The following is a 20,553-nucleotide window of genomic DNA, read 5'->3' on the forward strand; positions in this document are numbered from 1 at the left end:
GCCTATTCGTCCGCCAGCGTGATCAGCGCGGCACCGGCCTCGACCTGATCACCGGCCTTGGCCAGCACATCTTCGACCGTGCCATCGCGCCCTGCGGTCAGCGTATGCTCCATTTTCATCGCCTCCAGAACCGCCAATCGCGCGCCCTTCTCGACATGCTCACCGGCTTGCACAAACACCGCTTTCACCAGCCCCGGCATTGGCGCCAGCACCAGCCCCGCCGAGGCGCCCGCGCCAGCCTCGACCGCCAGAGGATCGGGCCGCGTGAAATGCACCGTCACCGCGCCGAACACCGAGATGCCGGCGCCGACCTGCAGCGCCTCGCCCTGCGCGCGCGCGCCGTCGATCCACCACGCGCCCGCGCGCCATTCGGCCTCCATGTCGGTGTCATTGACCCGCACGTCCCAGCCCTTGTCACTGCGCGCCACGCGGCAGTCATAAAGCGTCTCGCCGTGTTCGAGCGCCACGCTTTGCGACAGCGGCGCCCAGAGGGTAAAGCCTGCGTCCGAGCCTGCCTCCCCTGCCCCCGCCGCCGGAACCGCCGCCAAAGCCGCCAGTGCCACGCTGGCCATGGGCACTTCGGGCTGCGCGGTGAGCGCGTCGTAATCACGGGCGATCAAACCGGTGTCGACCTCGCCGCGCGCAAAGCCTTCATGGCGGGTCAGAGCGCCCAGAAAATCCAGATTGGTCACCGAGCCCGCCACCTGCGTCGCCGCGAGCGCCGCTTCGAGCCGCGCCAATGCCACCGAACGGGTCGGCCCATAGGTGACGACTTTGGCGATCATCGGATCATACCACGGGCTGATCGTATCGCCCTGACGCACGCCGCTGTCGATGCGCGCGAACTCGGGGAACGCCAGATGATGCAGGGTGCCGGTGGCGGGCAGGAAACCGGCGGGCACATCCTCGGCGTAAAGCCGCGCTTCAAAGGCATGGCCGGTGATCGACAAATCCTCTTGCCGCGCGGGCAGAGCCTCACCGGCGGCGACGCGCAATTGCCATTCGACCAGATCAACGCCGGTGATCGCCTCGGTCACCGGATGTTCGACCTGCAGGCGGGTGTTCATCTCCATGAACCAGAACCCGTCGGTGCGCAGCCCCTCGGAACCGTCAACGATGAATTCCACCGTTCCGGCACCGGCGTAGCCGATTGCCTCGGCGGCGCGCACCGCCGCCTGCCCCATGGCCGCGCGCATCTCTTCGGTCATGCCCGGCGCGGGGGCTTCCTCGATCACCTTCTGGTGGCGGCGCTGCAGCGAGCAGTCACGCTCGAACAGATGCACCGCCTTGGTGCCATCGCCAAACACCTGCACCTCGATATGCCGGGGGCGCTGGATGTATTTCTCGATCAACACATTGGCATTGCCAAAGGCGGTCGCGGCCTCGCCCTGCGCCGAAGCCAGCGCCTCAGCAAAATCCTTGGGATCCTCGACCAGCCGCATGCCCTTGCCGCCGCCGCCTGCCACCGCTTTGATCAACACCGGATAGCCGATGTCCTGCGCCGCCCGTGCCAGATGCGCGGTTTCCTGATTTTCCCCCTGATAACCCGGCACCACTGGCACACCGGCCTTTTCCATCAGCGCTTTCGCGGCATCCTTGAGGCCCATGGCGCGGATCGCTTCGGCCGAGGGGCCAATGAACACCAGCCCCGCCTTGGTCACCGCATCAACGAAATCGGGGTTCTCGGACAGAAACCCGAAGCCCGGATGGATCGCCTGCGCGCCGGTGGCCAGCGCCGCCTCGATGATCCGCGCACCCTTGAGGTAGCTGTCCGCCGGACGCGGGCCGCCGATATGCACCGCCTCATCGGCCAGCGCGACATGGCGCGCATCGGCGTCGGCGTCGGAATACACCGCAACGGTGCGCACCCCCATGGCCTGCGCCGAGAGGATGACGCGGCAGGCGATTTCACCGCGGTTGGCGATCAGGATTTTTCGAAACATTCGTGCTCTCCTTGGTGAGGTCGGAGGGGGTTCTACCCCCGAGGCGCTCCGCGCCGTCGTCATGTTTGCTCGAACCAATGGCGCAATCCATGACGACCCCGGGATACTTCTTGGACAGATGATGAAGGCGACGCGGGTGAACGGCCCCCAAAGGGTCAGGCGTAATCCTCGACGACGCGGAAGCGTTCGCACATCAGCATCATATCGGGGGCGAATTGACCGTGTTTGCTGAAATAGGCGCTGTAGCTTTTGCGCCAGTCCTCAAGATCGCGGAACTGGCCCTGCGCGGCGGTAAATTCCGCGTCCATCTCGTCAAACCGGCGGGTGGTCACCTCAATGGTCTCGATCATCACCGCGGGCGTGCCATCCCAATTCAGCGCCACATCGCGGCGCCCGACTTCCGGATAGGCATCCTCGCCTTCGGTATAGACGCTCAGCGCCTCGCAGGTGGCGGTTTTCGCGCCCGAGCGGACCAGCGCGAGGATCTGGTTGCATAATGCCGCGCTGTCGCCAAAGCGGAAGGTCTCCGCCTCGGGGTTCGCGTCGATGATCTGTTGCAGGGTCTGTTTGGCCATTTTGCGCCCTTCCCTATGCGTTGCGGTCTGGTGTCATGGATATGCGCGTCACATGCGGAACACGCCGAACCGCGTGTCCTCGATCGGCGCATTCAGCGAGGCCGAAAGCGAGAGTGCGAGCACATCGCGGGTCTTGCGCGGGTCGATGATCCCGTCATCCCAGAGCCGCGCCGAGGCGTAAAGCGGGTGCGACTGGTGCTCGAACATCTCCAGCGTGGGGCGTTTGAACTCCGCCTCTTCCTCGGCCGACCATGTGCCGCCGCCGCGCTCGATGCCGTCGCGTTTGACCGTGGCCAGCACCCCCGCCGCCTGTTCGCCGCCCATCACCGAAATGCGGCTGTTGGGCCATGTCCACAGGAAACGCGGCTGATAGGCGCGCCCCGCCATCCCGTAGTTGCCGGCGCCAAACGAGCCGCCGACCAGCAGGGTGATTTTCGGCACCGAGGTCGAGGCCACGGCGGTCACCATCTTGGCGCCGTGGCGCGCGATGCCCTCGTTTTCATATTTGCGCCCAACCATGAAGCCGGTGATATTTTGCAGGAAAACCAAGGGGATCTTGCGCTGGCTGCACAGCTCGATGAAATGCGCGCCCTTCACCGCCGCCTCGGAGAACAAGACGCCGTTATTGGCGACAATGCCGACCGGACAGCCTTTGACATGGGCAAAACCGGTGACCAAAGTCTCGCCAAACCGCGGTTTGAACTCGTCAAAGCGCGAGCCGTCAACGGTGCGCGCGATCACCTCGCGGATGTCGTAGGGCGTGCGCAGGCTGGCGGGCACCGTGCCGAGAATTTCATCCGGATCATAGGCCGGTTCTTCGGGGCTTTGCCACTGCACAGTCTCGGGCTTGCGCCGGTTGAGATGGCTGATTGCACGGCGCGCGAGGGCCAATGCGTGGGTGTCATCCTCGGCCAGATAATCGGCCACACCCGAAAGCCGCGTGTGCACATCACCGCCGCCGAGATCCTCGGCGCTGACCACCTCGCCAGTGGCGGCTTTGACCAAGGGCGGACCGGCCAGAAAGATCGTGCCCTGTTCCTTGACGATGATCGTCACATCCGACATCGCCGGCATATAGGCGCCGCCCGCGGTGCAGGAGCCCATCACCACCGCGATCTGCGGAATGCCCGCCGCCGACATATTCGCCTGATTGTAGAAAATACGCCCGAAATGCTCGCGGTCAGGGAACACCTCGTCCTGTTGCGGCAGGTTCGCACCGCCGCTGTCGACCAGATAGACGCAGGGCAAGTGGTTCTCGGCGGCGATTTCCTGCGCGCGCAGATGTTTCTTGACGGTCATCGGGTAATAGGTGCCGCCTTTGACGGTGGCGTCATTGCAGACCACCATCACGTCATGGCCCATCACCCGCCCGATCCCCGCGATCAGACCGGCCCCGGGGGCAGCGCCCTCATACATGTCATGCGCGGCGGTGGCGCCGATTTCCAGAAACGGGGTGCCCGGATCCAGCAAATTGGCAACGCGGTCACGGGGCAGCATCTTGCCACGGCTCAAATGCCGCGCCCGCGATTTCTCACCGCCGCCAAGGCTGGCCCGCTCAGCCGCCTCGCGCGCCTGCGCCAGCGCCTCGAGATGCGCCGCCTCATTGGCCTTGAAGGTCTCGGAATTGGTCAGGATGGACGACGTCAGCCGCATGAGAGGCTCCTCTTGACGATAGCGGAATATATGTGGGGCCTGCCGCAATATGCGCAGGCCAGCAGAATAGGCACAGAACCCGAGGTCATGCCCCCTCCTCGACGGCGCGGCGTTTGAGGTCTTTGCGGATGATCTTGCCGGTGACGGTCATTGGCAGCGTGGTCTCGAAAAACACCTCGCGCGGCACCAGATGGGCGCTGACGCGGGTGCGGACGTGGGTTTTCAGCTCACCCTCACTGGCCTGCATCCCGTCTTTGAGCACCACATAGGCGCGCACCCGCTCGGTGCGCTCGGGGTCGGGCACGCCGATCACCGCGGCCATGGCCACGGCGGGGTGGCGCAGCAGGCAGTCCTCGATTTCCGAGGGGCCAATGCGGTAGCCGGCACTTGTGATCACATCATCATCGCGCCCGACAAAGCGGATATAGCCGTCTTCCCATTGGCCGCGATCGCCGGTGATCAACCAAGTCTCGCCCGAGACCTCGCGGAATTTCGCCGCCGTTTCCTCGGGGCGGTTCCAATAGCCCAGCATCATCGAAGGCGAGCCGCGTCTGACCGCGATATCGCCCTCTTCGCCCTCAGCCAGCGGCCCGTCGGGCCCGAGGATCGCCAGCTCATGGCCCGGCACCGGTTTGCCAATGCAGCCCGGTCGTGCGGGGAACTGCGATGCGGCGCTGGAGACGATCATATTGCACTCGGTCTGGCCGTAGAATTCATTGATCGACAGACCAAAGGCGCGTTGCCCCCAGTCGAGCATCTCGGCACCCAGAGGCTCCCCGCCCGAGGCGACCGAACGCAGTCCCGGCAGCGCCATATCGGCGGCTTTGAGCATCTTCAAAGCGGTCGGCGGGAAGAACACATTGCGCACATTGCCCGCGCGAATCACCTCGCGCGCGGCTTCGGCGGTGAATTTCGGCAACCGCGCGGCGATCACCGGCACGCCAAGCGCCAGCCCCGGCATCAGCACGTCAAACAGCCCGCCGATCCACGCCCAATCCGCCGGTGACCAGATCGCATCGCCGCTTTGGCCAAGCCCGTCATGGCTCATCACCACGCCCGGAATATGGCCGCTGAGCACGCGGTGCGCATGTAGCGCCCCCTTCGGCGCACCGGTGGTGCCCGAGGTATAGATCAGCACCGCCGGATCCTCTGATGCCGTGTTCACCGGCAGGAAATCATAGGTATGCAGCGGCAAATCGTCGGGAATAAGCGTCTGCCAAGTGCCGCCCTCCAGCGCCTGCACCATCTGCGCACCCTCGGCATCGCAGATCACCTGCTGCGCGCCGCTATCCGCCAGCCGCACCGACAGCGCATCGGGGCCAAACAGCTTGAACAACGGCAGGCTGACCGCGCCCAGCGACCAGATCGCCAGATGCGCGGCGGCGGTCCAGGGGTCCTGCGCGCGCAGCACCGCCACACGGTCGCCGCGGGAAACGCCGAGACCGGCCAGATGATTGGCCAGCGCCGAGGTCATCCGCGCCAGTTCTCCGTAAGAAATATCGCGCCGCGCGCCCTCCGACAGGTCGGTAATCGCCAGCCGCTCGGGCGTGGCCAGCCAGTCGAAACAAGCTTGCCGCGCCATATTCAAATGCTCGGGGATCTCGCCCGCAGCGCCGGTATCGCGCGTATGCACAGTCAAAATCGTCAAACCTGCCCCCCCAAAGACCAATCTGTTATGGCCAATCATTCGCGGTCATTCATTCGTGGTAAATCATCGCCCGCAAACGCAGGGTCTGCGCGGCGGTCAGTTGCAATCGACAGGACAGCCCCGCCCCATGCGCGCCGGTCCCGCCCCACCATTGCAGCTCTTCATAGCTGCACGTGGCATCACGGTAAGCGATCCACGCCCGCTGCATCGCCCGCAGAGCCTCGATATCCGAGGGCCGGTCCGGCGTGCCGCCCTCCGAGGCGTCAATCCGCCGCGCCTGCGCCACCATCTGCCGATAGGCGGTGTTCAGCGCCGCGTCCCACCAGTCCAGCTCGGCGCGCAGGCAAAACCCCATGCCCGCGGTCGAGCCACCGCCCGGCGTCACCAGCATACAGTGATCCGCCGCCAGCCCGATACAGGCGCCCGCATCGCCGCGGTCAAGGCAGCTTTGCGCCACCGCAGGATCGAAATCCACCGTCTGCGCCTGCGCCGCCGCACCGACACTCGCCATCGTCGCCGCCAGCAGCAGCCGCCGCATCCGTCCCGCCAAAGTGGTCATCGCTGCCTCCTGTTACGCCATCGCTCCCATCATCTCGCGCCCGACCAGCATCCGGCGGATCTCCGAGGTGCCGGCGCCGATCTCCATCAGCTTGGCATCGCGGAACAAGCGCCCGACCGGATTGTCATTCAGATAGCCCGCGCCGCCCATCGCCTGCACCGCCTGATGCGCCTGCACCATCGCCTGTTCGCTGGCATACAGACAGCAGGCCGCCGCATCCTGACGGGTGACCTCGCCACGGTCACAGGCCTTGGCGACCTCATAGACATAGGCCCGCGCCGAGTTCATCGCGGTATACATATCGGCCATTTTCCCCTGCATAAGCTGGAAATTCCCGATCGGTTGGCCGAATTGCTTGCGCTCGGCCATATAGGGCATGATCTCGTCGAGACAGGCGGCGATGATCCCCGGCCCGATCGCGGCCAGCACCACGCGCTCGTAGTCGAGGCCGGACATCAACACCCGCACGCCCTTGCCCTCTTCGCCGAGGATATTCTCAAAGGGCACTTCGACATCCTCGAACACCAGTTCGGCGGTGTTCGAACCGCGCATGCCCAGTTTGTCAAAATGCTTGGAGGTCGAGAAACCCGCCATCGATTTCTCGATCAAAAACGCGGTGATGCCGCGCGATCCGGCCTCGGGATCGGTTTTCGCATAGACCACCAGAGTGTCGGCGTCCGGCCCGTTGGTGATCCAATATTTGGTGCCATTGAGCACAAAGCGGTCGTTGCGCTTCTCGGCCCGCAGGCTCATCGAAACCACATCCGAACCCGCCCCCGCCTCGGACATCGCCAAAGCGCCGACATGCTCACCCGAGACCAGTTTCGGCAGGTATTTCGCCTTTTGCTCAGCGCTGCCATTCAATTTGATCTGGTTGACGCAAAGATTGGAATGCGCGCCGTAAGACAGGCTGACCGAGGCCGAGGCCCGCGCGATCTCTTCCACCGCCACCGCATGCGCCAGATAGCCCATCTCGGCGCCGCCGTATTCTTCCGCCACAGTGATGCCCAACAGCCCCAGATCGCCCATCTCGCGCCAGAGCGCGGCGGGAAATTCGTTCGTCGCGTCAATCTCCTGCGCCAAGGGGCGCACCCGCTCCTGCGCCCAGCGGTGCACCGTGTCGCGCAGCGCGTTAACATCTTCGCCCAGATCGAATTTCATGGATGCGTTGAACATAGCCCCTCCTCATCAGCGCGCCACAGGAATTGAACGCTCGTTCAATAACTACCGCGCAGTGCATTTCCGGTCAATTCATTTCGAATCCCATCCTAAACGACCCCACGTCATTTTTCTCGCCCCAACTTTATGCCACAAATATCCCCGCCGGAGGCAAATTCGCGCGCCGAGCGCGCGACGACCTGTTGCGCCCGTGGCCATCACGGGCCGCGCCCGACCCTCCCCCCGGGAGGGCGCATTGGCGAAGACCTACATTGCTCGGACCACATGGATGCTTGTAAGCGCGTGCTGCTGCTCACAACGACCGGCGCCCACCCAGGATCGGGCGCGACCCTTAGCGCATTAGGCAAAGGCAGCAGGGCCTAGCGGAACACCAACAGCGTCGAGAGGGCCAGCAACACCGCCATCACCCGCAGGAAAATCTTCCAGGCCAGCGCATGCTCCAAAAGCGCCGTCAACAGGCTGCCCGCCGCGGTCCAGAACAACAGCACCATCAGGTTGACGCTGGAAAACGCTACCCCCAGCCGCAGCGCCTCGAACCACATCGCCTGCGCCGCGCCGTAGCCCGCCGAGGCAGCAAAGGCCACCGCCCAGACTTTCGGGTTGATCCATTGAAACAACACCGCCGCCCAGAATGACAGCGGGCGCGCGTCGGGATCGGCGGCGGCGCGCGGCTTGGCCGAGGCTTTCCACAGCCCCCATGCCATCCACAGGATGAACGCCCCCGCGCCAGTCTTCAGTGCCAGATTGACCCATGGCGAGGCGGTGACAATGGCGCCGACGCCCATCGAGGTCACCGCCGCGGTGATGCCAACGCCGAGCACCACGCCAAAGAGATGCGGCAGGCTGCGGGCAAAGCCGAATCGCGCGCCCGAGGAGGTCAACATGATGACATTCGGGCCGGGCGTGAACAGGCCCAGAAACACGAAACCATAAAGCAAAGGATCAAAGAACATCGCGGCGCGGTCCATCGGCAGGGGAGAAAAGGCAAGCGGGCGGCATTCCACCGCCCGCTGGGGTCACTACCCGGCCTCTTTAGCCGCCAAGCGCCCAGCTCGGCAACCACAGCACCAGCGCGGGAAAGACCACGCAGAGAAACAGCCCGAAAACCTGCAGCCCGACAAAGGGAATGATGCCCTTATAGATCTGCTGTATCTTCACCTCGGGCGGCGCCACGCCCTTCAGATAGAACAGCGCGAACCCGAAGGGCGGGGTCAGGAACGAGGTCTGCAGGTTGACCGCGACCAAAATCAAAAACCAGATCACAATCGGATTGCTGACCCCGTCCCAAACCCCGATATGGCCGCCAAAATCCAGTAGCGCCACAATCGGCGCAAAGATCGGCAGCACGATCAGGGTGATCTCGATCCAGTCAAAAAAGAACCCCAGCGCAAAGACCATCGCCATCAGCACAAACAGGATCGACCACGGCCCGGCCGAGGAATTCTGGATGAACTCGATGATCAAATCCTCGCCGCCCACCCCTTTGAACACAAAGGAAAACGCCGTCGCGCCAACGAAAATCCCGAACAGCATCGCACCGGTCAGGGCCGAGCGCTGGCAGACGTCTTTCATCGTCGCCCAGGTCAGCCGTCCGTTGAACCAGGCCAGCACCACCGAGCCCGCAGCGCCCACGCCCGAGGCCTCGGTCGGCGTGGCGATTCCGGCGAAAATCGAGCCCAGAACTGCCACGATCAGCGCAATCGGCGGCAGGAAGGAACGCAGCACCATCCGCCAGAACTCGCCGCGCGTCGACGGGCCGGCATCCTCGGACATTGGCGGCGCCAGATGCGGCTTCCAGCGGCACAAGAGCAGGATATAGACCGTATACAGCCCCGCCAGCAGGAAACCGGGCACCACCGCGGCGATAAACACCGTGCCCACCGGCACCGACAAGAGGTCCGACATGATCACCAGCATGATCGACGGCGGGATCAGGATGCCCAGCGTGCCCGAGGCGGCAATCGTTCCGGTGGCCAGCGGCACCGAGTAATTGGCCTTGAGCATCACCGGCAGCGCCATCAGCGTCATCATCACCACCGAAGCACCGATAATGCCCGTCGTCGCCGCCATGATCGTGCCCATCAGCGTCACCGACAGCGCCAGCCCCCCCGGCACGCGGCGCAGCATCACTTGCAGCGCCTCCAGCAGGTCGGTCGCGACGCCGGATTTCTCCAGCATCGTGCCCATGAAGGTAAACATCGGGATCGCCACCAGCACCAGACTGGCCATAGTGCCGCCGTAAATCCGCAACGGCACCAGCTGGATCTGGTCAAGCCTGAACACCCCGCTCCAATCGCCAAGCACCGCGAAGAGGAGCGAGATACCGCCCAGAATGAAGGCCACGGGATAGCCGGTGAACAACACCACGGCGAGCACGCCGAACATGATCAGCGGCATGTAGTGGATGAAAATTGCCATCAATAGTCCCCGATCAGGCTTCGGCGGACGTGGCCACCGGGGCCTCGCCTGCATAATCTCCGGCTTCCGCGCGCATGCTGGCGGGGCCAAAGAGGTAAACAACGGATTTCAGCGCCGCCGACAGGCCGGCCAGCGCGACAAAGACGAAGCCGACAGGCAGGAAGCCCTTGATGATAAAGCGGTAATCCAATCCGGTCAGGGCGTCCGAGCCCTCGCCGATATGGAACGCCCGCAGCGCGTTCTCGTTGCCGTATTTGATCACCACATAGCAGTAGGGCACCATGAACAGCACCGCGCCCAGTAGCTCGATCCATGCCCGCGTGCGGCTACGCAGGGTCTCGCGGACCAACTCGATCCGCACATGCGCGTCCTTCACATAGCCATAGCCGAGCGCCATCAAAAACAGCACCGCATGTAGATGCCATTGCATCTCTTGCAGCTTGGTCGACGAGAAAACCCGATACCATTCGGTGCTGGTGAAATCCGGCGCCCAGCCCAGATATTTACGCTGCGCCACATCATACAGGATGATCAGGATCATCGGGATATAGAGCACCGTCGCCACCACCCCGACCCGCACACAGGCGCGCGCCAAGCCGTTGGCCGCATCCAGCATATAGCGGTGCCCGCCCTGCGTCGCGCGGGCCAGCGCCAGCCCCACCATCACTGCGAAAAACACCGTCGCGGCAATCAGCAACGGGGTGGCGAAATTGACCAGTGGCTCAAAGAATTCCAGCGTCGCCTCGGCCTCTTCCCAGCCGTCACGCTCACGGCGCACCACCCGGCGCAAACGGTTCAGCTGCGAGACGGTCAGCGCCAGCGGGGTCGAAATCATGATCGACGCCCAGCCCAGCAGCGTCGCCGCCATGAACCAGCCCGGTCCGGCGCGCAGCAACAAGGCGCCGATATGCGAGGCGACAATCACCCCGAGCGCATAGAATACCAGCATCGAGGTCGGATCGACGACGATAATCACAGCCGCCGCCGTTATCGTCAGAATTGACAGTATCGTGCCCATGGCCGTTTCTGTCCTTTGGTCTTGGGTATAACGGGAAAAGGGGCATCCCGAGATTCGGAATGCCCCGCAAAATCAAGCGTCAGAGGATCACTCGAGATAGGCCAGATCGCTCCAGCGGCTGTAGCCCTCGCGGAAGGAGGTGTAGCTCTCGTAGACGCGGGCGAAATCCTCGTCCTCGGCAACCAGTTCGGCGGCGACCTCGTCCCAGGCGGCTTCCAGCGAGGCCAGCGATTCCGCCGACCAGCGGTGGATATTGACCCCGTGCTCTTCTTCCAGCGTGCGCAGCGCTTCCACCTGAATCGCCTCGCCCTCGGCCAGACCATAGGTGATATTCGCGTCGCAGACCGTCTCGATCATCAACTGCGTGGTCTCGTCCAGCCCTTCCCAGAGATCAAGGTTGATCATCAGGTCAAAGAAGGTCGATTGCTGGTGCCAACCGGGGAAATAATAATGGCTGGCGACCTGATAAAAGCCCAGATTGAGGTCAATTGCCGGCATCGAGAATTCGGTCGCGTCAATCGTGCCCAGTTCCAGCGCCGGGAAGATATCGCCACCGGCCAGAAGCTGGGTCGAAACGCCCATCCGCTCCATCACTTTGGCGCCCAGACCAAAGAAGCGCATCGACAACCCGCGCAGGTCATCCACAGTGCTGATCTCTTCGCGGAACCAGCCCGAGGCCTCGGGCGCGATGATCCCGCAGATGATCGATTTGATGTTATGCGGCTCGTAAAGCTCCTCAAGAAACTCTTCGCCGCCGCCGAATTTCAGCCAGGCCAGATACTCACCCGCACGCGGTCCGAAGGGCACAGCGGCCAAGAGTTGCAGCGCCGGCACGCGGCCCGCCCAATAGCCCGGCGTCGACCAACCTGCCTCGACCGCGCCCGAACCGACCGCGTCGAAGACTTCCAGCGCGGGCACAACGCCGCCGGGGTTCTGGAAGGTGATGGTGATCTCGCCAGCGCTGAGCGCGGTGATCTGGTCGGCAATCCGCTGGCCCAGCGTGCCCAATTGCGGCAATGAGCCGGAATAGGTCGACTGCATGTTCCAGGTTTGCTGCGCCGAAGCGCCGCCAGCCGCCATCGCGGCCACCAAGGCGGTGGTGGTTAGAATTTTCTTCATGTTTCTCTCCCTGTGAACGGCGATTGATCCACCGGCATCCCCCCGGCACATGTCTCACCGCGCGATTTTTCGCATTCAGGCAAGGCCCTTCAGCGCCCAAATCCACCGGAAAAACGGCGGGTCTCAGGCGATAGAGACTCCCTCCCAGGGGCAAAGGGGTAAAATGATCTTACCAATTTGTCCAAGAAAAAATGACGATCGGGTAATTTTAGTTTGTTTTTGTGACTCTAGGACTAATATTCAACCAGATACCCGCCTTGGCCCGCACGGTCAAATGCGCCACCGGTTCCGGCACCCGCGACGGCTCCGGCGCGAAGTGAAACGCGCGCGCCAGCACCGCCAAAATCAGCGGCCCCTCGATCATCGCGAACCCCGCCCCGGGGCAGACCCGAGGGCCCGCCGAGAAGGGCAAGAATGCCTCGCGCGCCGCTGCCCGCCCCTCGGGCGTGGCCCATCGCGCGGGGCAAAACGCGTCCGGATTTTGCCAATGCGCCTCGTGGCGGCCCAAGTACCACGGGCTGATCACCGCCTGCGCGCCCTTTGGCACCTCACGCCCGCGGAAGACCGCAGGACAGCTCGCCTCGCGCACCATCATCGGCACCGGCGGGTAAAGACGCAGCGCCTCGCGGAACACATCACGCGCCAGTTTCAGACGCGAGACGCTGGCGAAGTCGGGGTTGTCGCCAAGTTCCCGCGCCGCCTCTTCGGCCAGTTGCGCCTGCGTGTCAGGGTCGAGCGCCAGCACATAGAGCGCCCATCCCAGCGCCGAGGCCGAGGTTTCATGCCCCGCCAGAAAGAAAACCGCCACCTGATCGACCATTTCGGCGTTGTCAAAACTCTGACCAGTTTCCGGGTCCGGCGTGGTCATGATTTTCGTCGCCAGATCATCGGGCGCGCACCCCTCGGCAATCGCCTCACGGCGCGCTGCAACCAGTTCGGCGGTCAGCGCCCTGATCCGCCGCGCCGCGCGTTTGGTCGCGCGCCGGTGAAACCGTGGCATCCAGCGCGGGAGCGGCGCAAAAGCGGCGAGATTGAGCAGCGGTTGGGTGCCCTGAAAGGCGCGGAACTCCGAGAACACCGCGCTGGCCGTCGCATCCTCGATCGGCATGGAAAACAGCGCCCGAAAGATCACATCCGCGGTCGCGTGGCTCATCTGCGCCTCGATCTCGACCGGCCGCCCCGTCGCCAATGGCTGCAACCGCGCCACCGTCGCCTGCGCCACCGCCAGCATCGCAGGAAAGCTGTCGCGCAACCGCCCGCCCTCAAAAGCCGGATCAATAATCCGGCGCTGGCGCTCCCATTCCGCGCCATTGGTCAGGAACACACCCCGCCCCAGCAAAGGCTCCAATCCGGCGGCAAAGCGTGGCGATTTGGGAAAATCCTGCGGCGCTTTGGTCAGGACATGGCGCCAGAGCGGCGGCTCGTTTACCAAGAATGTATGCAGGAAGGGCATGCGAAACTCGGCCATTTTCGCGCGATACAGCCGCGCCGGATTGGCCGAGAGAATATCGCGGCGGAAGGCTTTGATATAACGCAGCAGCCCGAACCCTTCGGCGCGCGACGGTGGTTTCGGCGGGATGATCAACGGTTTGTCGGGCATTAACCACGCTCCGCCACTGGTGGCAGATCACGGTGCGGCGAACGCGCGCGGGTGATCCGGCTTGGCGAATGCGCCCGCCCCGCATAGCGCGTTTTCAAGGTTTTCGGGCCTGCGGTGATCTGGAAATAATCATAATCGCGCGGCGCATCGAAGGCGGCAAGATACTGAAAATGCAGTTTGAAAAACCGTCTTCGCAGACGTGCCCAAGTCTCGGGCTGCAGGCTGAGACTGAAAGCCGCCGAGAGCACCAAGGGCCAGCGTTGCTGCGCCGAGGCCACGCCACTCACCGCCACCGGATCGCAGAGATTAAAGCAACAGCCATCGCCCTTGGCGGTGACATCCACCCATGTGATCACATCGCTGTCCGACAGCGCCCGCAGATCCCCGCGCAACCGAGTGGCGCGCGGCAGAAAGCTTTGCATCGGGATCGCCTCGCCGAGGGTTAACAGCGCCAAGGGCGGCGCGCCCTCGGGCAGGTCTTGCGCCAGAACCTCGGCCACCACCGAGACCGCCAGTGCCGCCCCCGAGGAATGGCCGACCACCAACACCTCGTCGGCACCCTCATTCAGGGCTTCACGGATCTGCGCAGCAAATATGCTCAACCGCGCGGTTAAGGGCGCGCCATAGTCACCGTAATAGGCGGCGGTATGCGAGAAATCATAGAGCAGATAATAGGCGTAGAGCTTCGCGTCGAAGCGCTGGAACAGCCGCAAAATGGCATAGACCACCGCCGCGCCGACCGCCCATCCCAGTGCGGTGCCGCCCGCTAAGGGCCAGAGCGCCGCGACGCCCCAGCCAATTAACCACGCCAGCAGGAGCGCCACAAGCAACTGTCCGGTCAGGATGCTCACCGGCCATGCCCCCGCCAGCATCGGCCCCGGGCGCAGGCGGATCATCGCCCAGAGCGCGCCGGTCGAGCCAAAAATCCACAGCGAGCGCAGCATTAACCAATAAGCGCCCAGCACCCCGCGCTGCATCGAAGCCTGCACGATATCGGCCCAGACCAGCACCGTTATATGCGCCTCGCTCTCGTGCCCGTCGATCTGGGATTGCACGTGCCAGCCGTAGCTCTCGGCGCCCGGGGGCTGCGGCGAGAGCGACAATGCATAGCCCGAAATCTCCGCCTGCGCGGCGCCCTCTTTGCGGTAGAGCTCACGGTAGCGGCGCGGCGGGAACGGGTCGAAACCGGGGATATAAAACACCCGCCGCTTGCGCACCTCGGTTTGGGCCTGCCCGCTCATCAGTTGCCGCGCCTTTCGCTGGGGAATTGCAGCGTAAACCTAGGCGGGATCAGGGGAATTGGGAAGTGGGTTGTGGTCGGTGGCGAGCTGGCATTTGGCTCACTTGGACCGGTCTAGCAGAAATTGCCCCACGCGCATCTATCAGTTACCGCGCGGAATCAAGGCGAAGCCGCCGCGCATCGCCAGACCGCCCACGGGGCTGGCGATTTGGTGATGCTGGGTGTTCCGGTCATATCATGGAGGTTGAACGCACCATAAAGCGCGCCGTCCACCCCTCAGGTCGCCATCCCGCGGTCTGGCAATGCGCGGCTCGCGTCAAAGCTGTTGCGAGGCGGCGATGGCGGCGGCAAATTCCGCCTTCAACAACGCGATATCCTCCACCCCGACCGACACGCGAAAGAACCCCTCGCTGATGCCCAGAGCCTCTCGTGCCTCGACACCCAAGGCACGGTGCGACGAAGAGGCCGGGTGCGAAAGCGTGGTGCCGATATCGCCCAGCGTCGGCGCAAAGGCGATCGCGGGCGCCGCGCGGGTCAGCGCATTCGCCGCCGCGCGCCCACCGGCAATCTCGAAGGACACCATATGCCCGCCACGCTCTCCCAGCAGCGAGACCGCGCGGTTGTGATCGGGATGATCGCGCTGCGTCGGATACAGCACTCGCGTCACCCCCGGCAATCCCGCGAGATGATCCGCCAACAGCGCGGCATTCTCCTCGGCACGGTCATAGCGCAACTCGAAGGAATAGAGCCCGCGCTCGGCCAGCCAGCAGTCAAACGGGCTGGCGGTCATGCCGGTGGTCACGGCGAAATCATAGATCATACGGCGCAGCTCGGGGTCTTGTGCCGCGACATAGCCCAAGGTCGCATCGGAATGGCCGGCAAGTATTTTGGTCACCGAATGGATCACGATATCCGCGCCATGCTCGAAGGGCCGGAAGCCGCGCGGCGTAGTGAAGGTGTTGTCGATCGCCAAGAGCACGCCGCGCTCTCGGGCGATCTGCGCGATGCCCGCAATATCCGCCACCCGCAGCGTCGGATTCGAGACCACCTCAAGCAGGATCATCCGCGTCTCGGGCCGGATCGCCGCGGCGAATCCCGCCGCATCGGTCGGGTCCGCCATCGAGGCCGAAATCCCAAGCCGCGGCAGGTCCTGCGACAACAGCCGCAGTGACCGCCCATATAGCTGATCGCCGCCCAGCACATGATCGCCCGCTTTCAACACGCCAAGCAGCGCCGCCGTAACCGCCGCCATGCCCGAGCCGGTGACTATCCCGCCCTCGGCGCCCTCGAGCATGTCGATCTTTTGCGCCAGAACATCGGCGTTGGGATGGCCTTCGCGCGCATAGGTATAGCCCGGATTGACCCCCTCGTATTGGCTATCCAGCGTGTCGGGATCGGGCGAGGCATAGACCACCGAGGGCTGCAGCGGCGTCACCACCGGGCGCGAGGCGCTTGGCGGCCAAGGGGTGCGGCGGATCAGGGATTTCGGCGTCTCGGACATGGGGCCTCCTGTGACAATGCGGAATTTCTGACACGCGCACGCCCTGCCCGCAAGTCAAAGAAAAACCCCCGGGCGCCGTTGCATCCGGGGGTTTCCAACTGGTTCAAAAGCGCTTGGGCGTTATCCGCGGCGCGATTTCAGCGCGGTCCAGGCGCCGGTGACGATCAGCGCGGCAACCGCGGCTTTAACCACATCACCCAGCAGGAAGGGCACCATGCCCGCCTGCGCGGCACCGCCAAAGCTGAGCGGCGTGATCGCGGTCAGCCAGAGCACGCCCGGCACATACAAGAGCGCCGAGATCACCGCGACACCGATGAAAGTGCCGATAAAGCCGCGCGCAACGCCGCGTTCGGCCAAGAGACCAGCGGCAAAGGCCAGTGCGACAAAGCCGAACAGGAAGCCAGCGGTCGGCCCCATCAACCAGGCGAAACCTGCGCCACCACCGGCAAAGACCGGCAGGCCCATCGCGCCCTCGGCCAGATAGGCCAGCACCGCGCCCGCGCCCAGACGCGAGCCTGCGGTCAATCCGACCAGCACCACGGCCAGGGTTTGCAAGGTCATCGGCACCGGCAGCATCGGTACGCTGATCTGCGCACCAAGCGCGATCAACACCGAGCCCGCCGCGACGATCATCGCTTTGCCAAGGACCGACTGCGCGCCGACCGTAGCTTGAACAAGTGTCTGAGATTGGGCCATTGCAGGGCCTCCCGTTCTGAATTTCACTGCCTCGTTATCTGTGCAGCATGGCGACACGTCAAGCACTCTGACGCAATTCCGCAGGATTACGCGGGCCGGTTTGCAAATCCAGTGAGTTGCAAAGCCGCGCGGTTTGCAAAGATTGCAAAGCGCAACTTTTGCCGTGAAACCCCGCCTTCAAACCGCCTCTACTCGCCCGCTCCCTGCCTGCGTCACAATCGCGCCCTGTCTTGAAACCCGCGCGCGCCGGTGGCATCAGCGCGCCATGACGCAGAACCCGCACCCCTCCGAATCATCCGCCGAGACCGGCACGTCGCAGTCGGCCCAGAAGGTCGCCCTGATCACCGGCGCCTCGCGCGGCTTGGGCGCGGCGCTGGCCGAGGCTTTGGCGGCGCAGGGTTGGCATATCATCGCCCTCGCCCGCACCATCGGCGCGCTCGAAGAACTTGACGACCGCATCCAATCCGCCGGTGGTTCGGCGACATTGGTGCCGGTCGATATCACCAAGGACGACGCGATGCGGCAGATCTGCGCCTCGCTGTTCCAGCGCTTTGGCCGTGTCGATCTCTGGGCGCATACCGCGGTGCATGTGCCGCCGCTCTCGCCCGCGGGGCATATCGCAGCCAAGGATTGGGACAAAACACTGGCTATCACCCTGCGCGCCACCGGCACATTGATCCCGATGATCGAGCCGCTTCTGCGCCTGAGCAAACAAGGCCAAGCGGTGTTCTTTGACGATGCGGGCTGGCAGGATGGCGCCGCTGGCGTGCATAAATTCTACGGCGCCTATGCGGCGGCAAAATCCGGCCAGATCGCCCTCGCCCGCGCTTGGGCCGCCGAGAATGCCGGTCTTTCCGCCTCGGGCGCGCCCCGGATCAGCATCGCGACACCGGCGCCGATGCCCACTGCCACCCGCGCAAGGTTCTTCCCAGGAGAGGACACCGGAGCCTTGACCAAATGCAGCGCCGAAGCCTCGCGGATCATTGCCGAACTCGATCTGCCCTAAGCCTGCCTAGCGCTCGGAAATGTAAATCACCGCATTGCGCACATTCGAGCGGTTATAGGTGCCGACCCAGATATCATATTGGCCGGTCGGCGGATTTGCAAAACGGATCAACGGGTTGCGCCCGTCGTGATCATCGTTGCAATACCAGCGTGAATGCGGGTCATTGACCAGCAGCATCGTATCACCGGGCGCATCCACGGTCAGGGTCAGGGTCGGAAACCGCCCCGCCTCATAGATCAGCCGGTAATCCGGCGGGCTGGCGAACCAACCGCCAAAGCGGCAATCCTCGCTGCCCAGAAAGTGATTGTCGCCGCCCGCAATCACCCGATGCCGATGCGGATCGGGCACAAATCCCGAGCGCAGCGCGATCGAGCCAAAGGTCGGCTCCAACCGCCAGTTCTGCGCCTCGGCCTGTGGCGCCACCCAGAGGGCAACAACCAAAAGAGCCACAAATACTGGTCTGAAAACACACATAGAACTGCCTTCACGGATCTTGGCTCAGGGGGCTGGCTGGCGGCGCCATAGAGCGCGCAGAGGGCTCGACAACGGCGGCCCTCATCCGCCAATGCTGCCTTGGATTCGCGCCGCTGTCCAGAAGGATCCCCCGCGCCGCTACGCCCCCAAGCTGCGAGAAACAATTCGTTAACCAATTAACCACCTGCCAAAACACCCAAAACACGCTAGCATCCCCGCGCCCAAACCGCGCCAGCGCGGCCACGGGCGTGTTGCGTTGTATCGGAGGTCGTTGCATGCGGGCCGTTGCCTTTATCCTCTACGCCAGTCTCGTCACCCTCTTGCCGGTGCTGGTGGTGGCGTGGAACCACGGCGCGCTGACGCCCTTCTGGTTTCTCGCAGGCGACGCCTATCTCTATCTGGGCATCGGGCAATCCTCTTCGGGTCTGACGATGAGTTTCGACGGATTGCGCCCGACCAACGGTTTCCACCCGCTGTGGCAGGTCTTTGTGCGCGCCGCCACCGCGCTCAGCGCCACGCCATTGCAAGCGATAGCCGCCACCGCCTACGGTGCGATTGCCTTCACCCTCGGCGGCGTCCTGCTGCTGGGCTTTGCCATCCGGCGCTTCACCGGCTCATGGCTGTTGGCGATGCTCGCGGTGCCGGGGGTCTATTATCTCACCATCGGCCAAGCGCTGCGCAATCTGCCCGTCTGGGGGTTTTTCAGCGGCATGGAGGCGGGGCTGGCGTTTTTCATCGCTGCTCTGCTGGCCTATCTGACCTCGGGCCTCAACGCCCGGCGCCGCAACCCGACATGGTTAACCATCGGCATAATCCTCGCGTTCTTGGTGCTGACGCGGCTCGATGAGTTGTTCATTCCTGCCTGTATGGCGGTGACCGTGGCGCTCTGGCCCAGCCGCCCCTATGCCGAGCGGATCACTGCCGGTGCGCTGATTTCCCTGCCCACCGCCATCGGCCTCGCGCTGTTCGTCGGCTGGAGCCTCTGGACCACCGGCATGCTGGCGCCAGTCAGCGGCGCGGCGAAGGGCTCGGGCGCGCTGGTCGCCAATGCTTGGGTCACGCTGGCCACGTTCTTTGCGCCGATGATCGAGTTGCGCGAGGGGTTAACCAACTACACCGCTGACCGAGCCGGCTTGGCAGGCGGCGCCTTTCGGGTGGTTGAATTGATCATCCCCGCCGCCTTTGCCGTGGGTTTTCTGGTCCATATCCTGCGCCGCAACGCCCAAGCCCTTTGGGCACCGATCCTCGCCGGTATCTGCGGCGGCATTGTGATCAAGACGATCTACAATATCGGCGCGGTCAATTACTGGCATCAGGCGCCGTGGTATTTCGCCGTGGCCATGCTGATGATGACCCTCGGCGCGGCGATCATGCTGGCGCCTGCGGTGCGGCGTCTGCGGCGCGGCGGCAGGGTGATTGCCACGCTGGTTCTGGCCACGGTAACGCTGCTCCATGCCAGCCTGTGGAGCAGCGACTTGATGACCGACCGCCTGCGCCCCGCGCAACGCGATTTCTGGCTCGACCGCAGCGACCTTCAAGACCGCCTGATTGCCGCAGACCCCGAGATCCGCCTGCTCGAATTCGGCGACGGGATGCTCAATTTCACCTTTGATTTCCCCGTGCGCCACGGCTTCGTTTTTGCCGGTGACGCCCAAAGCCTTGAGGCCCTGCGCGCCGGACGCCTGCTACGCGAATCCCATGCCGAGGGGTTCGAGGTGCTCTCGTCCTATGAATATCTGCGCGTGCCCGAAGGCGCCGAAAGCTGGACCTCCGAGGACATCCGCACCTTCCTTCTGGCCTCGTTCCTCGCCGAAGACGTCAAGGACGAGTTGCGTCATTTCACTTTCGAGATGCTCACCGTCCACCGCCCCTCCGGCGTGCCCTTCATCCGGCTGATCCCGCGCGGTTGATCCGGCTTTGCAGC

17 protein-coding genes are annotated in these 20,553 nt (G+C 64.1%); 2 read left to right on the top strand and 15 right to left on the bottom strand.

Going from position 1 to position 20,553, the window contains the following annotated elements:
• Positions 1-2: 2 nt before the first annotated feature.
• The 14 genes from DDE20_RS00385 to DDE20_RS00450 all read right to left on the bottom strand — a co-directional run bounded on the left by DDE20_RS00385 (position 3) and on the right by DDE20_RS00450 (position 17,149).
• On the bottom strand, positions 3-1,943 hold the full coding sequence (locus DDE20_RS00385) for an acetyl/propionyl/methylcrotonyl-CoA carboxylase subunit alpha (RefSeq protein ID WP_116556475.1): 1,941 nt from the start codon (positions 1,941-1,943) through the stop codon (positions 3-5).
• Between the two features lie 155 nt (positions 1,944-2,098).
• Positions 2,099-2,518 (bottom strand): ASCH domain-containing protein, encoded by a 420-nt coding sequence (locus DDE20_RS00390; protein ID WP_116556476.1) that lies wholly within the window; start codon positions 2,516-2,518, stop codon positions 2,099-2,101.
• A gap of 48 nt (positions 2,519-2,566) precedes the next feature.
• Positions 2,567-4,171 carry a carboxyl transferase domain-containing protein gene (locus DDE20_RS00395; RefSeq protein ID WP_116556477.1) on the bottom strand — a complete coding sequence of 535 codons (1,605 nt, stop codon included), beginning with the start codon at positions 4,169-4,171 and terminating at the stop codon, positions 2,567-2,569.
• An 85-nt stretch (positions 4,172-4,256) separates the two neighbouring features.
• A complete protein-coding gene (locus DDE20_RS00400; RefSeq protein WP_116556478.1) occupies positions 4,257-5,858 on the bottom strand; it encodes an AMP-binding protein in 1,602 nt (533 codons plus the stop codon).
• Between the two features lie 10 nt (positions 5,859-5,868).
• Positions 5,869-6,378: a lysozyme inhibitor LprI family protein gene (locus tag DDE20_RS00405; RefSeq protein ID WP_240607791.1), complete on the bottom strand. Its 510-nt coding sequence runs from the start codon at positions 6,376-6,378 to the stop codon at positions 5,869-5,871.
• Positions 6,379-6,390: 12 nt separating this feature from the next.
• The gene (locus tag DDE20_RS00410) at positions 6,391-7,554 is read right to left on the bottom strand and encodes an isovaleryl-CoA dehydrogenase (protein WP_116556479.1); all 1,164 of its coding nucleotides are present in this window, start codon (positions 7,552-7,554) and stop codon (positions 6,391-6,393) included.
• Positions 7,555-7,916: 362 nt separating this feature from the next.
• Positions 7,917-8,510: a LysE family translocator gene (locus DDE20_RS00415; RefSeq protein WP_116557191.1), complete on the bottom strand. Its 594-nt coding sequence runs from the start codon at positions 8,508-8,510 to the stop codon at positions 7,917-7,919.
• A gap of 79 nt (positions 8,511-8,589) precedes the next feature.
• Positions 8,590-9,975 carry a TRAP transporter large permease gene (locus DDE20_RS00420; RefSeq protein WP_116556480.1) on the bottom strand — a complete coding sequence of 462 codons (1,386 nt, stop codon included), beginning with the start codon at positions 9,973-9,975 and terminating at the stop codon, positions 8,590-8,592.
• A 13-nt stretch (positions 9,976-9,988) separates the two neighbouring features.
• Positions 9,989-10,993 (bottom strand): TRAP transporter small permease subunit, encoded by a 1,005-nt coding sequence (locus DDE20_RS00425; protein ID WP_116556481.1) that lies wholly within the window; start codon positions 10,991-10,993, stop codon positions 9,989-9,991.
• Positions 10,994-11,080: 87 nt separating this feature from the next.
• A complete protein-coding gene (locus DDE20_RS00430; RefSeq protein ID WP_116556482.1) occupies positions 11,081-12,112 on the bottom strand; it encodes a TRAP transporter substrate-binding protein in 1,032 nt (343 codons plus the stop codon).
• Between the two features lie 208 nt (positions 12,113-12,320).
• Complete coding sequence (locus DDE20_RS00435) at positions 12,321-13,712, bottom strand: cytochrome P450 (RefSeq protein WP_240607792.1); 1,392 nt, start codon at positions 13,710-13,712, stop codon at positions 12,321-12,323.
• Complete coding sequence (locus DDE20_RS00440) at positions 13,712-14,953, bottom strand: alpha/beta hydrolase family protein (protein ID WP_116556483.1); 1,242 nt, start codon at positions 14,951-14,953, stop codon at positions 13,712-13,714. The genes DDE20_RS00435 and DDE20_RS00440 overlap by 1 nt, the downstream gene beginning before the upstream one ends.
• 315 nt (positions 14,954-15,268) lie before the next feature.
• Positions 15,269-16,453 carry a trans-sulfuration enzyme family protein gene (locus DDE20_RS00445; protein WP_116556484.1) on the bottom strand — a complete coding sequence of 395 codons (1,185 nt, stop codon included), beginning with the start codon at positions 16,451-16,453 and terminating at the stop codon, positions 15,269-15,271.
• A gap of 120 nt (positions 16,454-16,573) precedes the next feature.
• Positions 16,574-17,149 (bottom strand): biotin transporter BioY, encoded by a 576-nt coding sequence (locus DDE20_RS00450; RefSeq protein WP_116556485.1) that lies wholly within the window; start codon positions 17,147-17,149, stop codon positions 16,574-16,576.
• A 265-nt stretch (positions 17,150-17,414) separates the two neighbouring features.
• On the opposite strand from DDE20_RS00450, the gene DDE20_RS00455 reads away from it, so the two are divergent.
• The gene (locus DDE20_RS00455; RefSeq protein ID WP_116556486.1) at positions 17,415-18,155 is read left to right on the top strand and encodes an SDR family oxidoreductase; all 741 of its coding nucleotides are present in this window, start codon (positions 17,415-17,417) and stop codon (positions 18,153-18,155) included.
• A 6-nt stretch (positions 18,156-18,161) separates the two neighbouring features.
• Here DDE20_RS00455 and DDE20_RS00460 read toward each other — a convergent pair whose 3' ends face one another.
• Positions 18,162-18,605 carry a lipocalin/fatty-acid binding family protein gene (locus tag DDE20_RS00460; RefSeq protein ID WP_116556487.1) on the bottom strand — a complete coding sequence of 148 codons (444 nt, stop codon included), beginning with the start codon at positions 18,603-18,605 and terminating at the stop codon, positions 18,162-18,164.
• A gap of 299 nt (positions 18,606-18,904) precedes the next feature.
• Here DDE20_RS00460 and DDE20_RS00465 point away from each other — a divergent pair, with 299 nt between their 5' ends.
• Positions 18,905-20,539 carry a hypothetical protein gene (locus tag DDE20_RS00465; RefSeq protein WP_116556488.1) on the top strand — a complete coding sequence of 545 codons (1,635 nt, stop codon included), beginning with the start codon at positions 18,905-18,907 and terminating at the stop codon, positions 20,537-20,539.
• Positions 20,540-20,553: the final 14 nt, after the last annotated feature.

The organism is Pararhodobacter oceanensis, assembly GCF_003076755.1.
GTDB lineage: Bacteria > Pseudomonadota > Alphaproteobacteria > Rhodobacterales > Rhodobacteraceae > Pararhodobacter > Pararhodobacter oceanensis.